The 25,013-nt window shown below is 61.2% G+C and carries 22 protein-coding genes, 4 tRNA genes and 1 pseudogene; 14 read left to right on the forward strand and 13 right to left on the reverse strand.

Annotated elements, in window-relative coordinates; genetic code table 11:
• The first annotated feature begins 84 nt into the window (after positions 1-84).
• The 4 genes from acs to PSH84_RS24105 all read left to right on the forward strand — a co-directional run bounded on the left by acs (position 85) and on the right by PSH84_RS24105 (position 6,636).
• Positions 85-2,022 carry an acetate--CoA ligase gene (gene acs / locus PSH84_RS24090; protein ID WP_122564912.1) on the forward strand — a complete coding sequence of 646 codons (1,938 nt, stop codon included), beginning with the start codon at positions 85-87 and terminating at the stop codon, positions 2,020-2,022.
• 246 nt (positions 2,023-2,268) lie between these two features.
• Positions 2,269-3,285 carry a class I SAM-dependent rRNA methyltransferase gene (locus PSH84_RS24095; protein ID WP_122564913.1) on the forward strand — a complete coding sequence of 339 codons (1,017 nt, stop codon included), beginning with the start codon at positions 2,269-2,271 and terminating at the stop codon, positions 3,283-3,285.
• Between the two features lie 119 nt (positions 3,286-3,404).
• On the forward strand, positions 3,405-6,338 hold the full coding sequence (locus PSH84_RS24100; protein WP_305481916.1) for a DUF748 domain-containing protein: 2,934 nt from the start codon (positions 3,405-3,407) through the stop codon (positions 6,336-6,338).
• Position 6,339: 1 nt separating this feature from the next.
• The gene (locus PSH84_RS24105) at positions 6,340-6,636 is read left to right on the forward strand and encodes a DUF2845 domain-containing protein (RefSeq protein WP_305468531.1); all 297 of its coding nucleotides are present in this window, start codon (positions 6,340-6,342) and stop codon (positions 6,634-6,636) included.
• A gap of 335 nt (positions 6,637-6,971) precedes the next feature.
• Here the strand turns inward: PSH84_RS24105 and PSH84_RS24110 are convergent, their stop codons facing one another.
• A complete protein-coding gene (locus PSH84_RS24110) occupies positions 6,972-7,325 on the reverse strand; it encodes a BON domain-containing protein (RefSeq protein ID WP_025215523.1) in 354 nt (117 codons plus the stop codon).
• Positions 7,326-7,592: 267 nt separating this feature from the next.
• Positions 7,593-8,000: a pilin gene (locus PSH84_RS24115; RefSeq protein ID WP_122564964.1), complete on the reverse strand. Its 408-nt coding sequence runs from the start codon at positions 7,998-8,000 to the stop codon at positions 7,593-7,595.
• Between the two features lie 224 nt (positions 8,001-8,224).
• Between PSH84_RS24115 and pilB the strand changes: the two genes are divergently transcribed.
• Genes pilB through yacG form a run of 5 tightly spaced genes read left to right on the forward strand, consistent with a single transcriptional unit; the run spans position 8,225 to position 12,855 of the window.
• Positions 8,225-9,925, forward strand: coding sequence for a type IV-A pilus assembly ATPase PilB (pilB, locus tag PSH84_RS24120; protein ID WP_305481917.1), 1,701 nt, complete (start codon positions 8,225-8,227; stop codon positions 9,923-9,925).
• Between the two features lie 2 nt (positions 9,926-9,927).
• Positions 9,928-11,145, forward strand: coding sequence for a type II secretion system F family protein (locus PSH84_RS24125; RefSeq protein ID WP_122564917.1), 1,218 nt, complete (start codon positions 9,928-9,930; stop codon positions 11,143-11,145).
• A 1-nt stretch (position 11,146) separates the two neighbouring features.
• Complete coding sequence (locus PSH84_RS24130) at positions 11,147-12,016, forward strand: prepilin peptidase (protein ID WP_305468535.1); 870 nt, start codon at positions 11,147-11,149, stop codon at positions 12,014-12,016.
• Positions 12,017-12,028: 12 nt separating this feature from the next.
• Positions 12,029-12,652, forward strand: coding sequence for a dephospho-CoA kinase (gene coaE / locus PSH84_RS24135; protein WP_122564919.1), 624 nt, complete (start codon positions 12,029-12,031; stop codon positions 12,650-12,652).
• A complete protein-coding gene (gene yacG / locus PSH84_RS24140) occupies positions 12,649-12,855 on the forward strand; it encodes a DNA gyrase inhibitor YacG (protein ID WP_018609255.1) in 207 nt (68 codons plus the stop codon). Before coaE ends, yacG begins: the two co-directional genes overlap by 4 nt.
• On the opposite strand, the gene PSH84_RS24145 is transcribed toward yacG, so the two are convergent.
• On the reverse strand, positions 12,852-13,067 hold the full coding sequence (locus PSH84_RS24145) for a hypothetical protein (RefSeq protein WP_053125334.1): 216 nt from the start codon (positions 13,065-13,067) through the stop codon (positions 12,852-12,854). The two genes, yacG and PSH84_RS24145, sit on opposite strands and share 4 nt — an antisense overlap.
• Before the next feature lie 63 nt (positions 13,068-13,130).
• The gene (locus PSH84_RS24150; protein ID WP_305468537.1) at positions 13,131-13,817 is read right to left on the reverse strand and encodes an energy-coupling factor ABC transporter permease; all 687 of its coding nucleotides are present in this window, start codon (positions 13,815-13,817) and stop codon (positions 13,131-13,133) included.
• Between the two features lie 159 nt (positions 13,818-13,976).
• On the opposite strand from PSH84_RS24150, the gene PSH84_RS24155 reads away from it, so the two are divergent.
• From PSH84_RS24155 to PSH84_RS24170, 4 genes are read left to right on the forward strand one after another with little or no spacing between them, the layout of a single operon-like run.
• On the forward strand, positions 13,977-14,603 hold the full coding sequence (locus PSH84_RS24155; protein ID WP_025215531.1) for a DUF1780 domain-containing protein: 627 nt from the start codon (positions 13,977-13,979) through the stop codon (positions 14,601-14,603).
• Positions 14,600-15,127 carry an MOSC domain-containing protein gene (locus PSH84_RS24160; protein WP_305481918.1) on the forward strand — a complete coding sequence of 176 codons (528 nt, stop codon included), beginning with the start codon at positions 14,600-14,602 and terminating at the stop codon, positions 15,125-15,127. Before PSH84_RS24155 ends, PSH84_RS24160 begins: the two co-directional genes overlap by 4 nt.
• A gap of 52 nt (positions 15,128-15,179) precedes the next feature.
• Positions 15,180-15,353 carry a DUF3094 family protein gene (locus tag PSH84_RS24165; protein ID WP_076386361.1) on the forward strand — a complete coding sequence of 58 codons (174 nt, stop codon included), beginning with the start codon at positions 15,180-15,182 and terminating at the stop codon, positions 15,351-15,353.
• Positions 15,354-15,413: 60 nt separating this feature from the next.
• On the forward strand, positions 15,414-16,712 hold the full coding sequence (locus PSH84_RS24170) for an NAD(P)/FAD-dependent oxidoreductase (protein WP_305468539.1): 1,299 nt from the start codon (positions 15,414-15,416) through the stop codon (positions 16,710-16,712).
• 180 nt (positions 16,713-16,892) lie between these two features.
• Here PSH84_RS24170 and PSH84_RS29125 read toward each other — a convergent pair whose 3' ends face one another.
• The 9 genes and pseudogenes from PSH84_RS29125 to rluD all read right to left on the reverse strand — a co-directional run bounded on the left by PSH84_RS29125 (position 16,893) and on the right by rluD (position 23,772).
• Positions 16,893-17,756 (reverse strand): methyl-accepting chemotaxis protein, encoded by an 864-nt coding sequence (locus PSH84_RS29125; protein WP_439800569.1) that lies wholly within the window; start codon positions 17,754-17,756, stop codon positions 16,893-16,895.
• Positions 17,757-17,795: 39 nt separating this feature from the next.
• Positions 17,796-18,518, reverse strand: a pseudogene (locus PSH84_RS29130) (MCP four helix bundle domain-containing protein); the annotation flags it as partial.
• Positions 18,519-18,664: 146 nt separating this feature from the next.
• Positions 18,665-18,741 (reverse strand) — tRNA-Pro (locus PSH84_RS24180).
• Between the two features lie 94 nt (positions 18,742-18,835).
• A tRNA-Lys gene (locus PSH84_RS24185) sits at positions 18,836-18,911 on the reverse strand.
• Between the two features lie 5 nt (positions 18,912-18,916).
• Positions 18,917-18,993: transfer RNA gene (locus PSH84_RS24190), tRNA-Pro, on the reverse strand.
• A 7-nt stretch (positions 18,994-19,000) separates the two neighbouring features.
• Positions 19,001-19,076 (reverse strand) — tRNA-Asn (locus PSH84_RS24195).
• 316 nt (positions 19,077-19,392) lie between these two features.
• Positions 19,393-21,957: an ATP-dependent chaperone ClpB gene (gene clpB / locus PSH84_RS24200; protein ID WP_122564924.1), complete on the reverse strand. Its 2,565-nt coding sequence runs from the start codon at positions 21,955-21,957 to the stop codon at positions 19,393-19,395.
• 130 nt (positions 21,958-22,087) lie between these two features.
• Positions 22,088-22,813 (reverse strand): peptidoglycan editing factor PgeF, encoded by a 726-nt coding sequence (gene pgeF / locus PSH84_RS24205; RefSeq protein WP_305468541.1) that lies wholly within the window; start codon positions 22,811-22,813, stop codon positions 22,088-22,090.
• Complete coding sequence (gene rluD, locus PSH84_RS24210; RefSeq protein ID WP_003205696.1) at positions 22,810-23,772, reverse strand: 23S rRNA pseudouridine(1911/1915/1917) synthase RluD; 963 nt, start codon at positions 23,770-23,772, stop codon at positions 22,810-22,812. Before rluD ends, pgeF begins: the two co-directional genes overlap by 4 nt.
• A 150-nt stretch (positions 23,773-23,922) precedes the next feature.
• Between rluD and PSH84_RS24215 the strand changes: the two genes are divergently transcribed.
• On the forward strand, positions 23,923-24,939 hold the full coding sequence (locus PSH84_RS24215; RefSeq protein WP_058546854.1) for an outer membrane protein assembly factor BamD: 1,017 nt from the start codon (positions 23,923-23,925) through the stop codon (positions 24,937-24,939).
• Positions 24,940-25,013: the final 74 nt, after the last annotated feature.

A 25,013-nucleotide genomic window follows, 5' to 3' on the forward strand; every position in this document is an offset into this window, starting at 1 on the left:
CACAGTTGCTTTGTGCAGACTTGAACCCTCAGGCTACTGGGCGCATCTTTATGACTTGTCGCAAAACAAGAATAAGGAACCGTCATGTTCGATATCAGCCAGTACCCCCACGCCGATGCCGTCCGCCGGGCTGCGCAACTGAGTCAGGACGAGTACAAGCGGCTCTACAAAGAATCCATCGAACACCCCAGCGCCTTCTGGGCCGAGCAGGCCACGCGCTTTCTCGACTGGATGACGCCCTGGCAAACCGTCCAGCGCTATGACCTCAAGAACGGCGACGCGTCCTGGTTCGCCGGCGGCAAGCTGAACGTCAGCGCCAATTGCATCGACCGTCACCTGGACACCCGTGGCGACCAGGTCGCGATCATCTGGGAAGGCGACGACCCCGCCGAATCGGCGCAAATCACCTACAAGAAACTGCACAATCATGTGTGCCGCCTGGCCAACGTGCTGAAAAGCCGTGGCGTGAAGAAAGGCGACCGGGTCTGCATCTACATGCCGATGATTCCCGAGGCCGCCTACGCCATGCTCGCCTGCACCCGCATCGGCGCGGTGCATTCGGTGGTGTTCGGCGGCTTCTCGCCGGACTCCCTGCGCGATCGGATTCTCGATGCCGACTGCCGCACCGTGATCACCGCTGACGAAGGCGTGCGTGGCGGACGCTTCATACCGCTCAAGCGCAACGTCGACAAGGCCCTGGAAAGCTGCCCGAACGTCAGCACCGTGCTGGTGGTCGAGCGCACCCAGGGCGAGGTGGGCTGGGTTGAAGGTCGTGACCTCTGGTATCACCAGGCCATGCACGACATCAGCGACGACTGCCCGCCCGAACCGATGGACGCCGAAGACCCGCTGTTTATCCTCTACACCTCCGGCAGTACCGGCAAACCCAAGGGTGTGCTGCACACCACGGGCGGCTATCTGCTGCAAGCGGCGATGACATTCAAGTACGTGCTCGACTACCGCGACAACGAAGTGTTCTGGTGCACCGCCGACGTCGGCTGGGTCACCGGCCATAGCTACATCGTCTACGGCCCGCTGGCCAACGGCGCCACCACACTGATCTTCGAGGGCGTGCCGAGCCACCCCAGCAGTTCGCGCTTCTGGCAGGTGATTGACAAGCACCAGGTCAACATCTTCTACACCGCACCGACCGCCCTACGTGCGCTGATGCGCGAAGGGGCCGGACCGTTGCAGGAAACGTCGCGCAAAAGCCTGCGATTGCTCGGCAGCGTCGGTGAGCCGATCAACCCTGAGGCGTGGGAATGGTATTTCAACATCGTAGGCGAACAACGCTGCCCGATTGTCGATACCTGGTGGCAGACCGAAACCGGCGGCATCATGCTCAGCCCGCTGGTCAGTGCCCCACGGCTCAAACCGGGCTGCGCCACCCAACCGATGTTCGGCGTGCAACCGGTCTTGCTGGATGAGGTGGGCAAGGAAATCAGCGGCGCCGGCAGCGGCGTGCTGGCGATCAAATCCAGTTGGCCGGGGCAGATTCGCAGTGTCTATGGCGACCACCAACGCATGGTGGAGACGTACTTCAAGCCCTATCCCGGCTACTACTTCACCGGCGACGGCGCGCGCCGCGACGAAGACGGCGATTACTGGATCACCGGGCGCATCGACGATGTGATCAACGTCTCCGGGCATCGCATTGGCACCGCCGAGGTGGAAAGCGCCCTGGTGCTGCACGACAACATCGCCGAAGCGGCCGTGGTCGGTTACCCCCATGACCTCAAGGGCCAAGGCATCTATGCCTTTGTCACGCCGATGAACGGTGTGGAGGCCAATGACGAGCTGAAGAAGGAATTGCTCGCCCACGTCAGCAAGGAAATCGGCAGCTTCGCCAAGCCGGAACTGATCCAATGGGCACCGGCGTTGCCCAAGACCCGTTCGGGCAAGATCATGCGACGCATCCTGCGCAAGATCGCCTGCAACGAACTCGACAGCCTCGGCGACACCTCGACCCTGGCCGATCCAAGTGTGGTGGAGGGGCTGATCGACAAGCGCTTGAATCGATAAGCCAAACGACGCGGTTCCCCCTGAGGTACCGCGTCCTTGTGGCGAGGGGCTTTGTGGGAGCAAAGCTTGCTCGCGAAACAGGCACCTCGATTCCTGAAAGACCGCATCGCCTTCATCGCGGGCAAGCCTTGCTCCCACAAAGCCCTTCGCCATAGGTCAGAGCCCGACTCAACAGCATGCAATACCCAACCCGAGTATCCATAACTGCTAAACTCCCGCGCCTCATTTCTCAAAGGCGCGCCCGGCATGTCTTCCTTGAATCAGGCGCTGCGCGCCGCCCTCGACCAGCGTCAGGAACTGCTCGGCCAATTGCATGAGCAAGGCACCGATTGCTATCGCCTGTTCCACGGCAGCCAGGAAGGCGCGCCCGGCCTGACCGTCGACCGCTACGGCCCGCAACTGCTGGTGCAGAGCTTCCATCAGTCACTGGAGCGCGACGACCTGCTGCAACTGCATGGCCTCGTCAACGAATGGCTGGGCCTGGAAACCTTGTTGGTCTACAACGACCGCGCCCGGGGCAATTCGCGCATCGACCGCCAGGACACGGTCTATCAGGCGGACGAGGCCGCCCTGCAAGACCTGGTCGGGCATGAATGGGGCTTGAATTATCGCGTTCGCGGCCGCCATGCCGGGCAGGATCCCTTGCTGTTTCTCGACCTGCGCAACGCCCGAGGCTGGGTCAAGGCAAACAGCCGTGGCAAAAGCGTGTTGAACCTGTTCGCCTACACCTGTGGCGTCGGCCTGAGCGCTGCGGCCGGTGGCGCGCGGGAGGTGTGCAACCTGGACTTCGCCGAAGGCAACCTGGCGGTGGGCCGCGAAAACGGCCTGCTCAACCCCGATTTGCCACCCATGGAATTCGTGCAGTCGGATTACTTCCCGGCGATTCGCCAACTGGCCGGCCTGCCCATCAGCCAGCGTCGCGGGCAAAAACTGCCCAGCTATGTGCGCCTGGAGCAACGCCAGTACGACCTGGTGCTGCTCGACCCTCCGGCCTGGGCCAAAAGTGCCTTCGGCACTGTCGACTTGTTGCGCGACTACCAAAGCCTGCTGAAACCGGCGCTGCTCACCACCGCTGACAATGGCGTGCTGATCTGCTGCAACAACCTGGCAAAAGTGCCCATGGACGACTGGCGCGAGCAGGTGTTGCGTTGTGCGGAAAAAGCTGGCCGACCGGTGCGCGAGTGGAGCGTGCTGGCACCCGGCAGCGATTTTCCCTCCCTGGATCAACAACCGCCACTCAAGACGCTGATCCTCCAACTCTAAGCCAGACTCGGAATTCTTACGCGCAAAACGGACAAATCTGTTAAATCACAGTGGCTTCGGAACCGTAAACGCATGCCATACTCCAAGGCACTCTGAATTCACACTAGATGAAGCCGCACATGCCCAAAGGATTGATTCGCGCTTTCGGCGCCCTGTTGACCGCACTGGCCCTCTACAGCCTGTTGGGTTTTCTGATATTGCCGGGCATTGCCTTGCGCATCGCCAATCAGCAATTGGCCGCCCATGCGACAGTGCCGGCGCAGATCCAGCGTATAGAACTCAATCCTTTCAGCCTTGAAGTCACCCTCTGGGGCCTGAATATTGGCGAGCCAGGCAAGGAGCAGGTCGGCTTCGAACGGCTCTACGCCAATCTGCAACTCGACAGCTTGTGGTCCGGCGCCCTGCATCTGGTCGACATCGAGCTGGACAAGCCCAAGACCGAAGTCGTGTTCACCAAGGACGGCCAGTTGAACCTGCTGGGCCTGTTCAAGCTGCCTGCCAGCGAACCGACGCCCGCCGATCCCGAGGCCAAGCCGTTCCCCCTGCGGGTCGATCGAATCAAGTTGGCCGGCGGATACGTGCATTTCCAGGACCTGCGCCCCAGCGAGCCCATCGAATTCCTCTACGACACCCTCGATTTCGAGCTGAAGAACCTCAGTACCCTGCCCGACGACAATGCCGACATGACTCTGGTGGCGGCCGGCCCCCAGGGCGGACAGATCGATTGGACCGGCAATTTCAGCCTCACACCCATTGCCTCCCAAGGCACGCTCAAGGTCACTGGCGGCCAAATGAAAGCCTGGTGGCCCTACGTACGCGACGCCGTACCGCTGGTGTTGGAAAACGGCGTCCTGAACCTCAACGCCGATTACAAGCTCAACCTGGCCAAAGGCACCGAGCTGCTGCTCAACAACGTCGCCGTCAGTGTCGCGCCCTTCGCCATCAAGTCCCCCGATGGCCGTCCACTGGTGAAACTCGAACGCCTGGACGTGAGCGAAACCACGGTGGACCTGGCCAAGCAGCAGGTTATCGTGGGCAAGATCCGCAGCCAGAAGCTGGAAACCTGGGCCGCTCGCGAGGCGGACGGGCAGTTGGACTGGCAGAAGCTCTTCGCCAGCCAGCCAGCCAAACCGCAGGTCAAGGCTGAACCGGCATCCGCCCCGGCGGCGGCCGACTCGCCAAAAGCTGAACCGGCACCGCCCAGCAAACCGTGGCAAGTGCTGTTGAAGGACGTGCAACTGCGCGACTACCGAGTGCACCTGGCCGACCGCCAGGCGCAGCCCGCCGTGGCCCTGGAGGTCGGCCCACTGAGACTCGACCTGCAGAACTACGACACCCTCAATGGCTCGCCCTTTACCCTCAAGCTGGACACCGGACTGGGCAAACAGGGCAAGATCCTGGCCGATGGCGAGGTCAACCTGAACCCGATCAGCGCCAGGCTCAAGGTCAAGACCCAGGACATCGACCTGCGTGTCGCCCAGTCGTATATCAACCCATTCATTCGCCTGGAGCTGCGCTCCGGGATGCTCGGCAGTGACTTGGCGGTCGACCTCAAAAGCACCGAGCCGCTGGCATTCGCCGTCACCGGCCGCGCCCAGGTCGATCAGTTGCACACCCTCGACACCCTCAAGACCCGTGATTTCCTCAAGTGGCAGAAACTGGTCCTCGAGGGCCTGAACTATCAGCACGGCGACAGCCTGTCCATCGACAAGGTCAACCTGTTCCAGCCTTACGCGCGGTTCATGATCAATGACGACCGCACCACCAACGTCGATGACCTGCTGATCCCGCAACCGGCCGACAGCGGCACGAAGAGCACCGCGGCAAAACCGGCGTCCCAGGAAAAACCGCTGGGCATTCACATCGGCGGCATCGCCATCAACGACGGTTCGGCCAACTTCGCCGACTTCAGCCTGACGCCCAACTTCGCCACGGCCATCCAGCAACTCAATGGCCAGATCGGCACCATCGACAGCCGCCAGGCTCAACCGGCCAGCGTGGACGTCAAGGGCAAGGTCGACCGTTACGCACCTGTCACTATCAAGGGCGCGGTCAACCCCTTCGACCCGATGGCCAGCCTCGACATCGCCACCAGTTTCAAACGGGTCGAGCTGACGACCCTGACGCCCTACTCCGGCAAGTTCGCCGGTTATCGCATCCGCAAGGGCCGGCTCAATCTCGATCTGCATTACCGAATCACCAAGGGCCAGCTCCAGGCGGAGAACAAGGTGGTGGTCGAGCAATTGCAGCTGGGGGAAAAAGTCGACAGCCCGGACGCCGTGAGCCTGCCGCTGAAACTGGCCATCGCTTTGCTCAAGGACTCAGAGGGCAAGATTTCCATCGAACTGCCGGTCACTGGCAACCTCAACGATCCGCAGTTCAGTGTCATGCCAATCGTCTGGCAGACCCTGCGCAACCTGGTGGTACGCGCGGCCCAGGCGCCGTTCAAGCTCATCGGCGGGCTGGTGGCCGGCGGCGGCTCGGAGGACCTGGGCAGCGTCGCGTTTGCGCCGGGCTCCAGCGACCTGAGCAAGGACAACGAAGGCACGCTGCTCAAACTCTCCGAAGCCCTGGCCAAACGGCCGGAGCTGCGCCTGGAGATCGAAGGCACCGCCGCCGAGAGCAGCGACGGACCATTGCTCGCCGCCCAGCGCCTGGAGCGCGAATACCAGTACAACTACTACAAGATGCTCCAGCGTCGGGGCGACAAAGTTCCGGCCCAGGCTTCGCTGATAGAAGTGCCCGAGGATGAAAAGGCCCCGCTGCTCGAAGGCATCTACCGCACGCGCCTCAAGACCCAGCCGCCGGCCGAATGGACGCAACTGGATAAAAAGGCCCGTATCGAGAAACTGCGCGAAGGCGTGATCAAGTTCTGGAGCGGCAGCGACGTGCTATTGCGTCAGCTGGGGCAGGAACGGGCCAGCAGCATCAAGGATTTCCTGGTGGACAAAGGCCAATTGGCCGACGACCGCGTGTATTTCATCGACGCCAGCCTCGGCCAGGCTGAAAGCGATGGCCGGGTGATTACCCCTATGCATCTGGATGCCGAATAAGATGAAACCCTGGTACGGGCTCAGCCTGGGTCTGTTGCTCGCCGCCGGTCAGGTATCGGCTGCTGACACGCTGCGCTGCGGCAGCCAGTTGATCAGCGTCGGCGACCGCTCCAGTGAAGTGCTGCAAAAGTGCGGGGAGCCCGCGGCACGGGATGACCTGGGCTATAAACGCAGCGTCAATCGCCGGGAGGAATACCCGGTGGAAGAATGGACCTACGGCCCCAACAGCGGCATGTACCAGTACCTGCGTTTCGAGGGGAATCGGCTGGTGCAGATCACCAGCAAGCGGGGGCGGTGAATGTACCGCCGCCATCACGAGCAAGCTCGCTCCCACATTTGATCGCATTGCTTCCGGCAGAACTCGATCCCCTGGGGGAACAGGCTTGATCGCTTTCTTCTGAAAGAACTCGATCCCTGTGGGAGCGAGCTTGCTCGCGATAAGGACAACCCGGTTTCCCCGGCCGGACCGCACACTCTTCCCTCCCCAGAATAGAACAGGCCCCCGGCACGAATGCCGGGGGCCTGTAATGGCCACGTCCGTGTGGCCTTTCGCATGAACTCCAAAGCAACGGCAAGCGTATGACTCAGCCCGCTTACCGTGCCTTCTCCCGGTCCAGGCGAGAAGTCTTAGCCTTACTCGGCTTTCAGGCCGTCAGCCGATACGGCCTTGACGCCTTTGATTTTCTTGGCGATCGCCACGGCGGTGTCTTTTTGTGCATCAGTGACTTTGGTCATCGAAGACAGGGACACAACACCTTTATTGGTTTCGACTTTGATGTCGCTGCCAGGAATGCCTTTTTCGGTGACCAGGTCAGCTTTGACCTTGGTGGTGATCCAGGTATCGGAAACGTCTTCCTTGGCCTCTGTCACTTCGCCCGCAGCCAGCATCATTGGCGCCTGAGTTGCTTGAGTGGTCTCGGCGAATGCGCTAGCCATGGTCAGGGTCAGTGCGGTAGCAGCGGCGGCAGTGATAGCGAACTTCTTCATACGAGTAACTCCTGTTTTTCTCAAAAACTGCCGGAGGTGGATCCCGGCAGGGTTATCAGGAGTAGTGCGAAGGTTGTGCCAGTTTTAAGAGATTAATTAATTCCATAAAAATCAATAAGTTAAGCGAAGCGATGAAATTCAGAATCATGCAAATTGCATGAGCCTCCCATTTTCAACATGCAACATGCCGATCCTGCCTTGCCGCTAAGCTGATGAATCAAGAAGGGTTTGCACGGCGAGGGAGCGGGGCCCCTCGCCGCGCGAGTATTAGGTGCCAGGGCAAGAGGTCGGCAGGAATTCCCTGGGTGCGGTGGATGCGCATGTCCAGGCGCCGTTGACATCGCGGCTGAGGGTGATCGTCCTACCTGCTATAGAGGCAGGGGCGTTCAGGAGGGTACAAACGATAGAGCCTGCCGTCGTAGCCGTACCTGTTACCGAAATTGTGCAGTTGCTGGTTGTGGTCGGGGCGTTCATGAGGGCCAACGTTGGAGTAACGCCCTGATTCATTTGATCCTCGTACGCTACCTTCAGCGCCGAGATTTCCCCCAGCCCAGCGGTAGCCTTCGCCCGCGCTTGATACCTGGAATATTGAGGCAACGCGAACGTCGCCAGGATGCCGATGATCGCCACGACGATCAGCAGCTCGATCAGCGTAAAACCCTTTTGCTTATTCATAGACATCTCCCATGCATGAGTCGAAATCTCATGACCTGAAACGGCCATTGCAGGGCACATGCCAACCCTCAAGCCCTATCAATAAAGGGGTTTGAACCCGCACAACGGCGGCGTCCTACCTCCACAACCGCACTATCTGACGTTTTTTGTCACCCTGGCCCGCTGGTTTGGCGTCGATGCTTGACTAGGCTATAAGTCATGAACTGTCCGCGTCCGGTATCCCCATGAATGACATCGCCCTCAGCGGCCTGACCAAGCAATTGGTGCTGGCCGAACTGATCACCGAGCAAAGTGCGCAACAGGCGTATCAACAGGCTCAACGCAGCCGCATCCCCCTGGTCAGCTACCTGGTGCAGAACAAACTGGTCCAGAGCCGTCAGGTCGCGGAAATCGCCTCGGAGCATTTCGGCGTCGCCCTGCTGGACCTCAACAGCCTGGACAAAGAAGCCCAGCCCACCGGCCTGGTCAGCGAAAAACTGGTGCGCCAGCACCATGCCCTGCCGCTGTGGCGACGCGGCAACAAACTGTTCGTGGGCATCTCCGACCCGACTAATCACCAGGCCATCAATGACATCCAGTTCAGCACCGGCCTGACCACCGAAGCCATCCTGGTGGAGGACGAAAAACTCAGCGACGCCATCGAGAAGTTCTTCGAATCCACAAGTACGGGCCTGGAAGGCATGGGCGATGCCGACCTCGACGGCCTGGACATCGAGTCGATCGACGACACCAAGCAGGATTCCATCGGCGGCCAGGACACCGACGACGCGCCCGTGGTGCGTTTCGTCAACAAGATGCTGCTGGACGCGATCAAGGGCGGCTCTTCCGACCTGCACTTCGAGCCTTACGAAAAAATCTACCGGGTGCGGGTGCGCACCGACGGCATGCTGCGGGAAGTGGCCCGGCCGCCGATCCAACTGGCGACCCGTATTGCCGCCCGCCTGAAGGTCATGGCCAGCCTGGATATTTCCGAGCGGCGCAAACCCCAGGACGGCCGATTGAAAATGCGCCTGTCGAAAACCAAGTCCATCGACTTCCGGGTCAACACCCTGCCGACGCTCTGGGGCGAAAAAGTGGTAATCCGGATCCTCGACCCGTCCAGTGCGCAAATGGGCATCGATGCCCTGGGCTATGAACCGGACCAGAAAGACCTGTACATGGCCGCCCTCAAGCAACCACAAGGGCTGATCCTGGTCACCGGACCGACCGGCTCGGGCAAGACCGTATCGCTGTACACCGGGCTGAATATCCTCAACACCGTGGACATCAACATTTCCACCGCCGAAGACCCGGTGGAGATCAACATGGAAGGCATCAACCAGGTCAACGTGAACCCGCGCCAAGGGCTGGACTTCGCCCAGGCCCTGCGCTCGTTCCTGCGCCAGGACCCGGATGTGATCATGGTCGGCGAGATCCGCGACCTGGAAACCGCCGAAATCGCCATCAAGGCCGCCCAGACCGGGCACCTGGTGCTCTCCACCTTGCACACCAACAGCGCCGCCGAAACCCTGATCCGCTTGCAGAACATGGGCATTCCGGGGTTCAACATCGCCACCGCCGTGCACCTGATCATCGCCCAGCGGCTGGCGCGCAAGCTGTGCAACCACTGCAAGAAGGCCATCGAGGTTCCCGAGGAAACCTTGCTCAAGGAAGGTTTCCCCCGGGAACGCATCGGCACATTCACGATCTATGAGCCGGTCGGTTGCGAACAGTGCAACCACGGCTACAAAGGGCGCGTGGGGGTTTACGAAGTGGTCAAGAACACGCCCGAGCTGCAACGGTTGATCATGGCCGAGGGCAACTCGCTGGAAATCGATCTGCAAATGCGCAAGGACGGCTTCAATGACCTGCGCACATCGGGGCTGCTCAAAGTGATGCAGGGCGTCACCAGCCTCGAAGAAATCAACCGGGTCACCAAGGATTGAGCATGGCGGTCAAGGCAGTAAAAACCGACGTCTATACGTGGGAAGGCAAAGACCGCAAAGGCGCGAAAATGACCGGCGAGCTGACGGGCCAGAGCCCAGCCCTGGTCAAGGCACAACTGCGCAAGCAAGGCATCAACCCGGAGAAGGTGCGCAAGAAATCCACCTCGATATTCAGCAAGGGCAAGCGCATCAAGCCGCTGGACATCGCCCTCTTCACCCGCCAGATGGCCACGATGCTCAAGGCTGGCGTGCCGCTGTTGCAGGCGTTCGACATCATCGGCGAAGGCTTCGACAACGCCAACATGCGCAAGCTGGTGGACCAGGTGAAGCAGGAAGTCGCCGCCGGCAACAGCTTCGCCGCCTCGCTGCGCAAATGCCCGCAATATTTCGACGAGCTGTACTGCAACCTGGTGGACGCCGGCGAACAGGCCGGTGCGTTGGACACCCTGCTGGACCGGGTGGCGACTTACAAGGAAAAGAGCGAAGCCCTCAAGGCCAAGATCAAGAAAGCCATGACCTACCCCACGGCAGTGATACTCGTCGCAGCGGTGGTCACCGGCATCCTGCTGGTCAAGGTGGTGCCGCAGTTCGAATCAGTCTTCTCCGGGTTCGGGGCGCAGCTGCCGGCTTTCACGGTGATGGTCATCGGCCTGTCGGAATTCATGCAGCAATGGTGGTGGATGTTGCTTGGCGCCTTGGTGGGGACGTTCTTCGGGGTGAAATATGCCCTCAAGCGGTCCCAGGCGTTTCGTGACTGGCGAGACAAGTGGCTGCTCAAGCTCCCCTTGATCGGCACCTTGATGTACAAGTCTGCGGTGGCGCGCTTCGCCCGCACGCTCTCGACGACATTCGCCGCTGGCGTGCCGCTGGTCGAAGCCCTCGATTCGGTATCGGGCGCCACCGGCAACGTGGTGTTCAAGCGCGCCGTGCAGCGCATCCGCCAGGACGTCTCCACCGGCATGCAGTTGAATTTTTCCATGCGCGCCTCAGGCATCTTTCCGAACCTGGCCATCCAGATGACCGCCATCGGCGAGGAATCCGGCGCGCTGGACGACATGCTCGACAAGGTGGCGAGCTTTTATGAGGCCGAAGTGGACAATCTGGTGGACAACCTCACCAGCCTGATGGAACCCTTCATCATGGTGATCCTGGGGGTCGTCGTCGGTGGCCTGGTGGTTGCCATGTACCTGCCCATCTTTCAACTCGGCTCTGCGATCTGACATGCCCCTGAGCGAATTTTTCGTGCTGTATCCCGTGGCTTTTGTGCTCGTTGCGGCATTGCTCGGCCTGATCATCGGCAGCTTCCTCAACGTGCTGGTGTGGCGCCTGCCAAAGATGCTCAACCGCGAATGGCGCCTGCAAGCCCACGAGCTGCTAGGCCTGCCCGCCGAAGCCCCGGGCCCGGTCTACAACCTCATGCTGCCCCATTCCCAGTGCCCGCACTGCGGCCATCGCATCCGCGCCTGGGAGAACATTCCGCTATTGAGCTACCTGATGCTGCGCGGCCGCTGTTCGGGTTGCGCCGCGCCCATCGGCAAGCGCTATCCCCTGACCGAAGTGGCCTGCGGCGCGTTATCGGCGTTCGTCGCCTGGCATTTCGGCTTTGGCTGGCACGCTGCGATGGTGTTGGTGCTGACCTGGGGCCTGCTGGGCATGAGCCTGATCGATTCCGAGCATCAATTGCTGCCCGATACCTTGGTGTTGCCGTTGTTGTGGCTGGGCTTGATCGTCAACAGCTTCGGGCTGTTCGTCTCCCTGGACCAGGCGATGTGGGGCGCGGTGGCCGGCTACCTGGCGCTGTGGTCGGTGTTCTGGGTGTTCAAGCTGATCACTGGCAAGGAAGGCATGGGCTACGGAGATTTCAAGCTGCTGGCGATGCTGGGCGCCTGGGGCGGCTGGCAGATCCTGCCGCTGACGCTGCTGTTGTCGTCGCTGGTGGGCGCCGTGATCGGGGTCATTGTGCTGCGCTTGCGTGACGCTCCCGGGTCGACGCAAATCCCCTTTGGGCCTTATCTGGCCATTGCCGGCTGGATTGCCTTGCTCTGGGGTGGTCAAATAACCGACTTCTATTGGCAGTCTGTCGGTTTCTAATGTCGATCTTTTATGAATAACCCTCTGGAAAAACCCTGGATTCTCGGCCTGACCGGTGGCATCGGCAGCGGCAAGAGCGCGGCAGCCCAGCATTTCATCGACCTGGGCGTGCACGTCATCGACGCCGATCATGCGGCACGCTGGGTGGTCGAACCCGGGCGCCCGGCGCTGGCGAAAATCGCCGAGCACTTCGGCCCTGGCGTATTGCAGGCTGACGGAACCCTGGACCGGGCGGCGCTGCGCAAGCTGATTTTCGAGCAGGCCGATGAGCGCCGCTGGCTCGAGGCGCTGCTACATCCGCTGATCGCCGAGGAAATAGCCCATCATCTGGCTCAGGCACAATCGTCCTACGCGATCCTGGTGTCGCCGCTGCTGATCGAATCTGGGCAGTACGCCATGACCCAGCGGGTCCTGGTGATCGATGCGCCGGAACAACTGCAGATCGAACGTACGTTGCAGCGCGACCAGACCAGCGAACAGCAGGTCCAGGCAATCCTCAAGGCTCAGTCCAGCCGTCAGGATCGCCTGAACCATGCCGACGACGTGGTGGTCAACGATCGCGACCTCGCCTGGCTGCACAGCGAGGTCGAGCGCCTGCATCACTTTTACCTTACTTTGCGTGGAGGCCAATCATGAGCCAAACCCCAACCGTTGATTGCCCAACCTGTGGCGCCCCTGTGGAATGGAGCCCGGAGAGCACATTCCGGCCGTTCTGCTCTGATCGCTGCAAACTGATCGACCTCGGCGCCTGGGCGTCGGAAGAACACAAGATTCCGGTCAGCCCCGACGCCGAGGATGAGCTGTTCAGCGAAGACTTCGAGCCACGCTCACACCACTAAGGCCGCATGAAACCGTAGTCCTGCTCATCGTCGAGGTTTTCCGCGAGGAAACTCAACTCGTCGGCCAGGTCTTCAGCGCTGCGCACTGTCTTGCTCTGCTGCACGATGGCACTGAGCAAGGCCCGCAGGCTCAAGCCCGGATCGAAGCCGATCTCCATGGCGGCGTCGTGGCTACGCCTGATCTCTTGCCTGGCCCACTCATAAACACTCATGGTTGTACTCCTGGAAGTTTTCCAGAGCATGAAGGGCGTGCGGTGGGGTAGCCTTGACGTGAATCAAGGCTTGTCATCATCGTTCCACGGTGCCGACAGGTAGCGCGTGCGGTTGAAGGTCTCCAGCCATTCGGGGCTGAACACCACCAACGCACTGATCACCATGCCGTTGATGAAAGCCTCGGGAAAGATGATCAGCCAGAGGTAGCCGATGAAATCCTCCAGCCAGTAAGGCATGGCGAATATCCCGTCGTACCACAGCAGGCCAAGCCCCAGCAGCAGGCATGCCAACGCCGAAAGCGCGGCGGCGAGAAATCCCGAACAGAAGATGTACACGAACAGATTGCGCGGCTGGGCGCGCTCCACCAGGATCGCGCAACACTCGGTGACCAGCACCGGCAGCAGGATCAGCAGCGCACCGTTGACCCCGACCGCCGCCATGTCCTGACGGCCCAGCAGCACCAGCGCAAGCTGCGCGCACAAGCCACCCAGGATTGCCAATGGCCAGTCCAGCAGCAGCGTCACCGCGGTCATGCCGATGAAATGATACGAGACACCGGTGTCGAAATCCCGTCGCACCAGCCACAGCATGAACAACGCCAGCACCGTGCCGAACAGCAAATGCTGGCGACGGCTGTCGGTGAACAGCTCGACCCATGGTGCCCGCACCACGGCCCAGGCCAACACCGGCACATACATCAGCCAACCGGCCGCCAGGGTTTGCGGTGAGAGCAGTTCGGCACCGATCATGGGACTACTCCTTTCGCTTGCCCTTGTTGCATCGATTTTCTGTGATGAGGGAGCAAGCTCCCTCGCCACAACTCTCGGCAGTCTACACCCCGCCCCCTAATGGCCATTAATCAACGCAACGCTTCCAGCTTGTCGCAATTGAACGCTAAGCTTGGGCCCATGGATGACTCCGATTACTTACGCCTGCTGACCATCGCGGCCGAGCAAGCCAACGCCTTTCTCTCCAATGCCCGCAAATGGGAGCGTGAGCGTTGGGTCTGCCAGCGTCTGCTGCAAGGGCTGAACGTGCCTTATCGCGCCGACGAGTTCGCCCCGGCCGGTGAGCCACCGGACGTGCTGTTTCGCGATGCCAATTTCGAGGTGTTTTTCGTACTCGACGAAGGTCGCCGCCTCAATGACGAATGGCGCGATGAACTGCAACGCCGCCGCAGCGCATTCTCCCTGAGCCAACTGGTGCGGCGCGAAGCCAAGCCCCGGCGGATCCCGGCCAATGAGTTCCTGATGCGCCTGGCCCCGACCTTGCGCAAGAAAGCCCACAACTACACCGAGCGCGGCATGGACCTGGGCGACTTGGACATCATCGCCTTCGCCAGCCTCAAGCGCGAAGTGCTGGACCTCAACAGTCACTTCCCACCGCCGACCGAATACCTGCGCCAGGGCTGGCGCTCGCTGTCGCTGGTAGGGCCGACGTTCGCCCGGGTGCTGTTCGCCCACCCCGACGCGCCGGACTTTTTGCGGGGTAACCTGGGGCGCAGCATCGTGTTCGATGTCGGGATCAGCCTGTGAGCCCCTTACAGGAATTGATCGCCGCCGTGCCGCAGCAGGGCCGCGTACGCTGGATTGGCGTGCGCCCCCAGGGCCACGCGCCGATGATCGAACTGGACGCCGTGGAGGCCCGCCTGGAAGCCGGACTGACCGGCGATCATGCCCGCCCCGGTGCGCGCAATGCGCGACAAGTGACGCTGATCCAGTGGGAGCACCTGGCAGTGATCGGCTCGCTGATGGGCCGCCCCGAGAACCAGCCAGTACTGCCTCAGGAGCTGCGGCGCAATATTGTGGTCAGCGGCATCAATCTGTTCAGCCTCAAGGGTCGGCGCTTTCGCATCGGCCAAGCGATCTTTGAAACCACCGGCTGGTGCCAACCCTGCGCACGACTGGAACGAAACCTCGGCGAAGGTACGTTCCAGGCCGTACGCGGCCATGGCGGAATCACCGCCCGAGTGTTAAAAAGTGGAATCAATCGCCTGGACGACCGCCTGAGCGTCGAACCTGTTCCGGCGAGCGGCTACGCTGCTTTCAATGCCGGCTAGCCGGACGCTGTAACGTCTTCACCTTTCGCAACGTCTACCTGACGAGGCCTTTATGACCAGTCGCCTGAACCCAGAAGACCAGAAGCATGTCGAAGAGTACCTGCAACTGTCCCAGCACCGAGTCGAGCGCCGGCCTTTCCGGCCGTGGATGCTCCTGGTGGTGGTACTGGCCATCACGATCGGCCTGGGCCTGTTGAGCCGACTGATCAGTTACCTGACGCTATGAAGCGCTTGGCGCTCGCTCGGGTAACGGCACCGAATTCCTTTAGCCTTGCGAGATATCCCCATGACTCATCGTATTGTCATCGTTGGCGGCGGCGCCGGCGGTCTGGAGTTGGCTACCCGTCTGGGTAAGACTCTGGGCAAGCGTGGCACGGCCAGTGTGATGCTGGTCGACGCGAACCTGACCCACATCTGGAAACCCCTGCTGCATGAAGTGGCTGCCGGTTCCCTGAACTCCTCCGAAGACGAACTCAACTACGTCGCCCAGGCAAAATGGAACCACTTCGAGTTCCAGCTTGGGCGCATGAGCGGCCTGGACCGGGAGCGCAAGCGAATCCAGCTGGCCGCGACCTATGACGAGGCGGGCGTCGAGCTGTTGCCGGCTCGGGAATTGGGCTACGACAGCCTGGTGATTGCCGTCGGCAGCACCACCAATGACTTCGGCACCGAAGGCGCGGCGCAACACTGCCTGTTCCTGGACACCCGCAAGCAGGCCGAGCGCTTCCATCAGCAATTGCTCCACCACTATCTGCGTGCCCACGCCGGACAGACCGATATCGTCGAGCGCATCAGCGTCGCCATCGTCGGCGCCGGTGCGACCGGGGTCGAACTGGCGGCCGAGCTGCACAATGCCGCCCACGAACTGCACGCCTACGGCCTGGACCGGATCAAACCGGAGAACATGCACATCACCCTGATCGAGGCGGGCCCACGGGTCTTGCCGGCGCTGCCAGAGCGTATCGGCGGACCGGTGCACAAGACCCTGGAAAAACTCGGCGTCAACGTCATGACCAACGCCGCCGTCAGCCAGGTGACCGCCGACAGCCTGATCACGGCGGATGGCCAAGTGATCGACGCGAGCCTGAAAGTCTGGGCCGCCGGAATTCGCGCACCGGACTTCCTCAAGGACATCGACGGGCTGGAGACCAACCGGATCAACCAGCTGCAAGTGCTGCCGACGCTACAGACTACCCGCGACGAGAACATCTTTGCCTTCGGCGATTGCGCCGCCTGCCCGCAACCCGGCAGCGATCGCAACGTTCCACCCCGCGCCCAGGCAGCGCACCAGCAGGCCTCGCTGCTGGCCAAATCCCTGAAGCTGCGGATCGAAGGCAAGGCCCTGCCTGAATACAAGTACACCGACTACGGCTCGCTGATCTCGCTGTCGCGGTTCTCGGCGGTGGGCAACCTGATGGGCAACCTGACCGGCAGCGTGATGCTCGAAGGCTGGCTGGCGCGGATGTTCTATGTGTCGCTGTACCGCATGCACCAGATGGCGCTGTACGGCATGTTCCGCACGGCCATGCTGATGCTGGGCAGCAAGATCGGGCGCGGGACTGAGCCTAGGCTGAAGTTGCACTGAGGCCTTACTGACGATTGCGCTGGATCAGCAATATTGGTGCTGGCTGATCCACCGTCATCGCGAGCAAGCTCGCTCCCACAGTTGATCGCGGTCATCCTGTGGGAGCGAGCTTGCTCGCGATGGGGGCGGTACAGTCAAGACTTGAGCTCGGGCAGGATCACTGTCCGAGCCATCCATCGATCAAACCTGAAACCGCTGCACCATCGTACGCAGCGAATTCGCCAGCTGCGACAACTCATGGCTGGAGGCATTGGTCTGGTCCGCGCCGGAAGCCGAGCGCACGGACAAATCACGAATGTTCACCAGGTTGCGATCCACCTCACGGGCCACTTGCGCCTGCTCTTCGGCGGCGCTGGCGATGACCAGGTTGCGTTCGTGGATTTCATTGACCGAGGCCGTGATGGTCTGCAGCGCGTCCCCTGCCCGCTCCGCCATGGCCAAGGTGCTGGCGGCGCGACTGGAGCTGGCCTGCATGGAATCGAGTGCCTGGGTGGCACCGCTGCGCATGCCCTGGACCATTTGCTCGATTTCCTGGGTCGATTGCTGCGTGCGATACGCCAGCGCCCGCACCTCATCGGCCACCACCGCAAACCCACGCCCGCTCTCACCCGCCCGGGCCGCCTCAATGGCCGCGTTGAGGGCCAGCAGGTTGGTCTGCTCGGCGATGGCGCGGATCACGTCCAGCACCTTGCCGATATCCTGCGACTGGTTGGCCAACGATTGCACCAAGCCGCCGGTCACCTGCACATCGCTGGCGAGGGCGCCAATGGCATCGACTGTGTCGCTGACCCGCTGCTGCCCCAGGGAGGCCGATTCACTGGACTGACGGGTGGCATCGGAGGTGGAAACCGCATTGCGCGCCACTTCCTCCACAGCGGTGGTCATCTCGGTGACGGCAGTGGCGGCCTGTTCAATTTCGTTGTTCTGTTGCTGCAAGCTTTGAGTGCTGTCGAGGGTGACGGCGTTCAGCTCATCGGCCGCGGTGGCCAATTGCGCGGCTGAGCCGCTGATGCCCTGCAGGGTCTCACGCAGATTCTGTTGCATCGCCGCCAACGCCTTGAGCAGGCGGCTCACTTCGTCGTTGCCATGGGTCTCGATTGGCCGGGTCAGGTCACCCCGGGCGACGCTCTCCGCGGCATTCAAGGCCTCGCCCAAGGGTTTGACGATACTGCGCGTGAGCAGCATGGCCAGGGCCACCGTGGCCAGGGCGGCAAGCACAATGAACAGGCTGACGATCATGCGGGAATTGGCGTAGTGCTCCTGGGACTTCTGGCTCTCGACGGACACCTGCTTGGAGAACAACTCCGCCAGATCGTTGAGCTGCTTGCCGGAACCGTCCACCACGGTCTTCATGTCCACCAGCAGCAGCTTGATCAGCTCGTCCCGACGCCCTTGCTCCGCCAAGGTGAAGGATTGCGCGATACCGGTACGGTAAGCGGCAAAGGTCTGCTTGAACTGGTCGTAAAGGGCCTTGCCTTCAGGCGTCACGACGAGTTTTTCGTAAGCCGCGATTTTTTCGCCCAGTTCTTTGTCGCGCGTGTCCATTTGTGCGCGGTACACCGGGATATTCTTCGGGTCTTGGTCCAGGGCCATGCGCAGGGAGATGGTGCGGATCCGCAGCATCCACTCGCGGATATCGCCCCCCTCACGAATACTGGGCAGCCACTGGGTTTCCACGGCGACTTCACTGTCACGAATGCTCGACATCTGACCCAGCGCAAACACCCCGAGTAACGCCACCAGCACGGCGATCAAGGCAAACCCCAACGCGGCACGGGGGGCGATATTCAACTGACGAAGCGACATAGGGGAGTGCCTTTTTTATTGGTGGCCTGAGGTGGGGCCAGGCCCCTGTCGCTGGGTTATCGGCAAGTTGTACGATGTCTTAAGTCGATCCACTTTATTGCAGGCAAAAAAAATCCCCGTATCTTTCGATACGAGGATTTTTAGTATGGTCGGGGTAAGGGGATTCGAACTCCTGACATCCTGCTCCCAAAGCAGGCGCGCTACCGGACTGCGCTATACCCCGGTAAAAAAAAGGCGACCTTCGCAAGTCGCCTTCCTCGATCAGCGCTTTTGGCCTCTGATCTTAAGATTCGATTCCAGCGAGCTGGTTTCAAAAATGGTGGGTCGTGTGGGATTCGAACCTACGACCAATTGGTTAAAAGCCAACTGCTCTACCAACTGAGCTAACGACCCAAATATGGTCGGGGTAAGGGGATTCGAACTCCTGACATCCTGCTCCCAAAGCAGGCGCGCTACCGGACTGCGCTATACCCCGATTGAAATGGCTCCGTGACCAGGACTCGAACCTGGGACCCAATGATTAACAGTCATTTGCTCTACCGACTGAGCTATCACGGAACTGATATTTCAAGTTACTGCAATTTTTAAGCTACAACGTTGAAGCTCGCTTCAACCTCTTCTACCCTTACGCATCGCTGCGTTCGTGTGTCTGAGGCGCGCTATTCTACAATCTTCAAAACCTCTGTCAACCCCTTAAATTGCTTTCAAGACAATGATTTGCAACTTATTTTGGATTCCTTCTCAGTGAGAAGTCGCCCTTGGGGTGACGTACTGCGGGGCGCACTTTACAAGCCTTTTCCTTTGAGTTCAACGGCCTGATGAAAAAAATGGCCTTGCGAGGCAAGGCCATTTCAATCGACGGCCGTAGCGGCTTTCAGTTGAAGACGATTTCGTCGTTCTCCACCGTACCGGTCACGGTTTCGCCCGGCATGAAGCGCCCGGACAGGATCAACTGTGCCAGCGGGTTTTCGATCCAGCGCTGGATCGCTCGCTTGAGCGGTCGTGCGCCATAGACCGGGTCGTAACCCACCGCAATCAACTTGTCCAACGCCTCACCGCTCAACTGCAATTTCAGCTCACGCTCGGTGAGGCGGCTGCGCAGGCGACCCAACTGGATCTCGGTAATGCCGGCAATCTGATCCCGGGCCAACGGCTCGAAGATCACCACTTCGTCGACCCGGTTGATGAACTCCGGACGGAAATGGGTAGAGATCGCGTCCATCACCGCCGCGCGCTGCGCCTCGCGATCGCCCACCAGCTCCTGGATCTGCGTCGAGCCCAGGTTGGAGGTCATCACGATCACCGTATTGCGAAAGTCCACCGTGCGCCCGTGGCTGTCGGTCAGGCGACCATCCTCCAGCACTTGCAGCAAAATGTTGAACACATCCGGATGGGCCTTCTCGACCTCATCGAGCAGGATCACCGAATACGGCTTGCGCCGCACCGCCTCGGTCAGGTAACCGCCCTCTTCATAGCCGATATAACCCGGTGGCGCACCGATCAGCCGTGCCACGGAATGTTTCTCCATGAACTCGGACATGTCGATGCGCACCATGGCCTCTTCCGTGTCGAAGAGAAACTCGGCCAGCGCCTTGCACAGCTCGGTTTTACCCACACCGGTCGGGCCGAGGAACATGAACGAGCCACTCGGACGATTAGGGTCCGACAACCCGGCGCGGGACCGGCGCACGGCGTTGGAGACCGCTACGACCGCCTCCTCCTGGCCAATCACGCGCTGGTGCAGCAAGCTTTCCATTTTCAGCAGCTTGTCGCGCTCGCCTTCAAGCATCTTCGAGACCGGAATGCCGGTCCATTTGGACACCACTTCGGCGATCTCTTCCTCGGTGACCTTACTGCGCAGCAACTGGTTTTCGCTCTTGCCGTGCTGGTCGACCATTTGCAGGCTGCGTTCCAGATCCGGGATCACCCCGTACTGCAGCTCGGCCATGCGGTTGAGGTCGCCTTTGCGGCGAGCCGCTTCCAGTTCCTGGCGGGACTGTTCGATCTTTTGCTGGATCTGCGCCGAGCCCTGGACTTCGGCTTTCTCCGAGTTCCAGATTTCCTCGAGGTCGGAATACTCACGCTCGTGACGAACGATTTCTTCCTGCAACCTTTCCAGACGTTTCTTCGCCGCTTCGTCGCTTTCTTTCTTCAGGGCCTGGGATTCGACCTTGAGTTGAATCAGGCGCCGCTCCAACCGATCCAGCACTTCGGGCTTGGAGTCGATTTCCATGCGGATGCGGCTGGCCGCCTCGTCGATCAGGTCAATGGCCTTGTCCGGCAACTGCCGGTCGGTGATGTAGCGGTGGCTGAGCTTGGCCGCGGCGATGATCGCGCCATCGGTGATCGCCACCTTGTGGTGAACTTCGTAGCGTTCTTTAAGGCCGCGTAGGATGGCGATGGTGTCTTCTTCGCTCGGTTCCTCCACCAGCACTTTCTGGAAGCGCCGCTCCAGCGCCGCGTCCTTCTCTATATATTGGCGGTACTCGTTGAGCGTGGTCGCGCCGACACAGTGCAACTCGCCCCGGGCCAACGCCGGTTTGAGCATATTGCCGGCGTCCATCGACCCCTCGCCCTTGCCCGCACCGACCATGGTGTGCAATTCGTCGATGAACAGGATGATCTGCCCTTCCTGCTTGGACAGTTCATTGAGCAGCGCCTTGAGTCGTTCTTCGAACTCGCCACGGTACTTGGCACCGGCGATCAAGGCCCCCATGTCCAGGGACAACAGGCGCTTGCCCCTGAGGCCGTCCGGCACTTCGCCGTTGATGATGCGCTGGGCCAGGCCCTCGGCGATGGCGGTTTTACCCACGCCTGGCTCACCGATCAGCACCGGGTTGTTCTTGGTGCGGCGTTGCAGCACCTGGATCGTGCGGCGGATTTCATCGTCACGACCGATCACCGGGTCGAGCTTGCCTTCCTCGGCCCGCTTGGTCAGGTCGACGGTGTATTTGTCCAGCGCCTGGCGCGACTCCTCATGGTTGGCGTCGTTGACGGCTTCGCCGCCACGCAGGTTGTTGATGGCATTTTCCAGGGCTTTCTTGCTCACGCCTTGGCCGAGCAGCAACTTGCCGAGCTTGCTGCTCTCGTCCATGGCGGCGAGCAGCACCAATTCGCTGGAAATGAACTGGTCGCCCTTCTGCTGGGCCAGGCGGTCGGCCTGGTTGAGCAGACGCGCCAGATCCTGGGACATGTTCACGTCACCGGTCGGATTCTGGATCTTGGGTAACTGGTCGAGCTCCTTGGCCAGTTCTTTGCGCAGGCTGTTGACGTCAAAGCCGACCTGCATCAACAGGGGCTTGATGGAGCCGCCCTGCTGTTCGAGCATGGCCTGCATCAAATGCGCCGGTTCGATACCGGGATGGTCCAGACCGACGGCCAGGGACTGGGCATCGGATAGGGCCAATTGTAATTTGCTGGTTAAACGATCAATACGCATGGGTCACCTTCCTAATGAGCAGGCCGGACCTTGAAAACATCCTGAATGAAGAAACCTGCCAGATACCGTTATAGATGTGGTCGATTCTGGAAGATTCAAGCCGGGCGCCCTTGATGCAGATCAGAGAAGTCTAGCGTTCGATCCAGATCAGCGAGGCAAAGCGACCGGTGCGCGGGTTGCGGCGGTAGGAAAAGAAACGTGGGTCGGTCACGGTGCAGAGACCGCCCCCGTAAACGGCCGTGACACCGCGTGCCGCCAGCCGCAAGCGGGCCAACTGATAGATATCGGCGAGGAACTTGCCGGGATTGGGGCTCGCGGCAAAGGCTTTTACCGCTTCAGGCAGTTGCGCGATGAAGGCTTCACGCACTTCCGGCCCGACTTCGAACGCTTGCGGGCCGATGGCCGGGCCGAGCCAGGCCAGGATTTCTTCCGCGGGCACGGCAAGGCTGTCGAGGGTGGCCTCCAGCACACCGTTCGCCAGCCCGCGCCAGCCGGCATGGGCCGCCGCGACGCGGGTGCCGGCACGGTTGCAGAACAGCACCGGCAGGCAGTCCGCCGTCATCGCCGTGCAAGCGATACCCGGCGTCGCGGTCCAGCTGGCATCGGCGGTCGCCACCTGGGCTGGGTCAGCCTCTACCACAGCAATGCCGTGGACCTGCTGCAGCCAGGCCGGGGTGATAGCGAATGGATCGGTGACGCGACGGCGGTTTTCGGCGACGGCCGTGGGGTCGTCGCCCACATGGTCGCCCAGGTTGAGGCTGTCGAACGGCGCCAGGCTGACGCCGCCCTCGCGGGTGGTGACGCAGGCCTTGACCCGGGCCGGCGCGGGCCAGTCGGGTGTCAGCCAGTCACTCATCCGATGAACGCCTCGCGGTCCTGCTTGAGCAACGTCAGCAGCCAGACGAAATCATCCGGCAACGGCGATTCCCAGCTCATGCGCTTGCCGGTCGTCGGATGATCCAGTTCCAGGAAACGCGCGTGCAGCGCCTGGCGCGGGAAATTCTTCAGCGATTCGACCATGGTCTGGCTCGCGGCTGGCGGAATGCGGAAACGACCGCCATAAGCCGGGTCGCCCACCAACGGGAAGTTGATGTGGGCCATGTGCACGCGGATCTGGTGGGTACGACCGGTTTCCAGCTTGACCCGCACGTGCGTGTGGGAACGGAAACGCTCCAGCACGCGGTAATGACTGACCGCCTGCTTGCCGCCCTCCATTACCGCCATGCGCTGGCGCTGCTGGCCGTGACGACCGATCGGGGCGTTGATCTTGCCACCGGCAGTGACGACCCCGATCACGATGCATTCATAGATGCGGCTGACACTGCGGCTTTGCAGCTGTGTAACCAGCTGTGTCTGCGCCTGGATGGTCTTGGCCACCACCATCAGGCCGGTGGTGTCCTTGTCCAGGCGATGCACGATGCCGGCACGGGGCACATTGATGATGTCCGGTACGTGGTGCAGCAAGGCATTGAGCAGCGTGCCGTCGGCATGACCGGCCGCCGGGTGCACCACCAGGCCCGCAGGCTTGTTGATCACCAGGATGTCATCGTCTTCATAGACGATGTCCAGGGCAATGTCCTGGGCGACCCATTCTCCCTGGGCCTCCTGCTCGGCAGTCAGTTCGAGGATGGCGCCGCCATGGACGATGTCGCGCGGACGAATCACCGCCCCATCCACAGTCAGGCGGCCGTCCTTGATCCAGGCGGAAAGGCGCGAGCGAGAGTGCTCGGCAAAGAGTTGTGCGGCGACTTGATCGAGGCGTTGGCCGCCCAATTCGGACGGCACCTCTGCGCGAAGTTCTATTTTATCGGACATGCTCGGACTAGGCGTCGGCACAGCCTTTGGTTTCGGCTGCGCGCTTGTGGTTAAATACGGCGTCTTTTGCCCCGAGGCTTTCAACGGGGCGCTCATCATAACAGGACGGCCCCGCCCAAGACAGCGGCCGTCATAGGGACGCAAGCCGCCATGCAAGTGAAACACCTGCTGCTGATCGCCATCCTCGCATTGACTGCTGCTTGCTCGTCGAAGGAAGTCGTAGACGAAAACCTGAGCGAAGTCGAACTGTACCAACAGGCGCAGAACGACCTGGATAACAACAGCTATACCAGCGCCACCGCCAAGCTGAAGGCGCTGGAGTCGCGGTATCCGTTCGGTCGTTACGCCGATCAGGCCCAATTGGAGCTGATCTACGCCAACTACAAGAACGCCGAGCCGGAAGCCGCCAAATCCGCCGCCGAGCGTTTCATTCGTCTGCACCCGCAGCACCCGAATGTCGATTACGCCTATTACCTCAAGGGCCTGACCTCCTTCGACCAGGACGTCGGCCTGCTGGCGCGCTTCCTGCCGCTGGACATGACCAAGCGTGACCCGGGCGCCGCGCGCGACTCCTACAACGAGTTCGCCCAGCTGACCAGCCGCTTCCCCAACAGCCGCTACTCGCCGGACGCCAAGCAGCGCATGATCTACCTGCGCAACCTGCTGGCTTCCTACGAAATCCACGTGGCCGACTACTACCTGACCCGCCAGGCCTACGTCGCCGCTGCCAACCGGGGCCGCTACGTGGTGGAAAACTTCCAGGAAACCCCTTCGGTGGGTGATGGCCTGGCGGTGATGACCGAAGCCTACCAGCGTCTGCACCTGGACGACCTGGCGGCCACCAGCCTGGAAACCCTCAAGCTGAACTACCCGGATCACCCGTCGCTGGTCGATGGTCAGTTCACCCCACGGGTCGACGAAGCCGACAACCGTTCGTGGCTGAGCAAGGCGACCCTGGGCCTGATCGAGTCCCGTCCACCGTTGCCGCCTGGCGAAACCCGCGCCAACCAGGACGTGCAGCGTCAGTTCCAGGATGCCAAGGAAGCCATCCCGAACGAACTCAAGCCCAAGGACGAAAATGGCGACGTGATCGAGGAAGAAGAACCCGAGAACGAATCCAGCGACCGCTCCTGGTTCAGCTACATGACCTTCGGCCTGTTCGACTGAGGCCAAGGCATCAGCAAAAAGGGAGACCCTCGGGTCTCCCTTTTTTGTGCCCGGGTTTTATTGCGCTGTGCGCC

This window comes from Pseudomonas beijingensis (assembly GCF_030687295.1).
Classification (GTDB): Bacteria; Pseudomonadota; Gammaproteobacteria; order Pseudomonadales; family Pseudomonadaceae; genus Aquipseudomonas; species Aquipseudomonas beijingensis.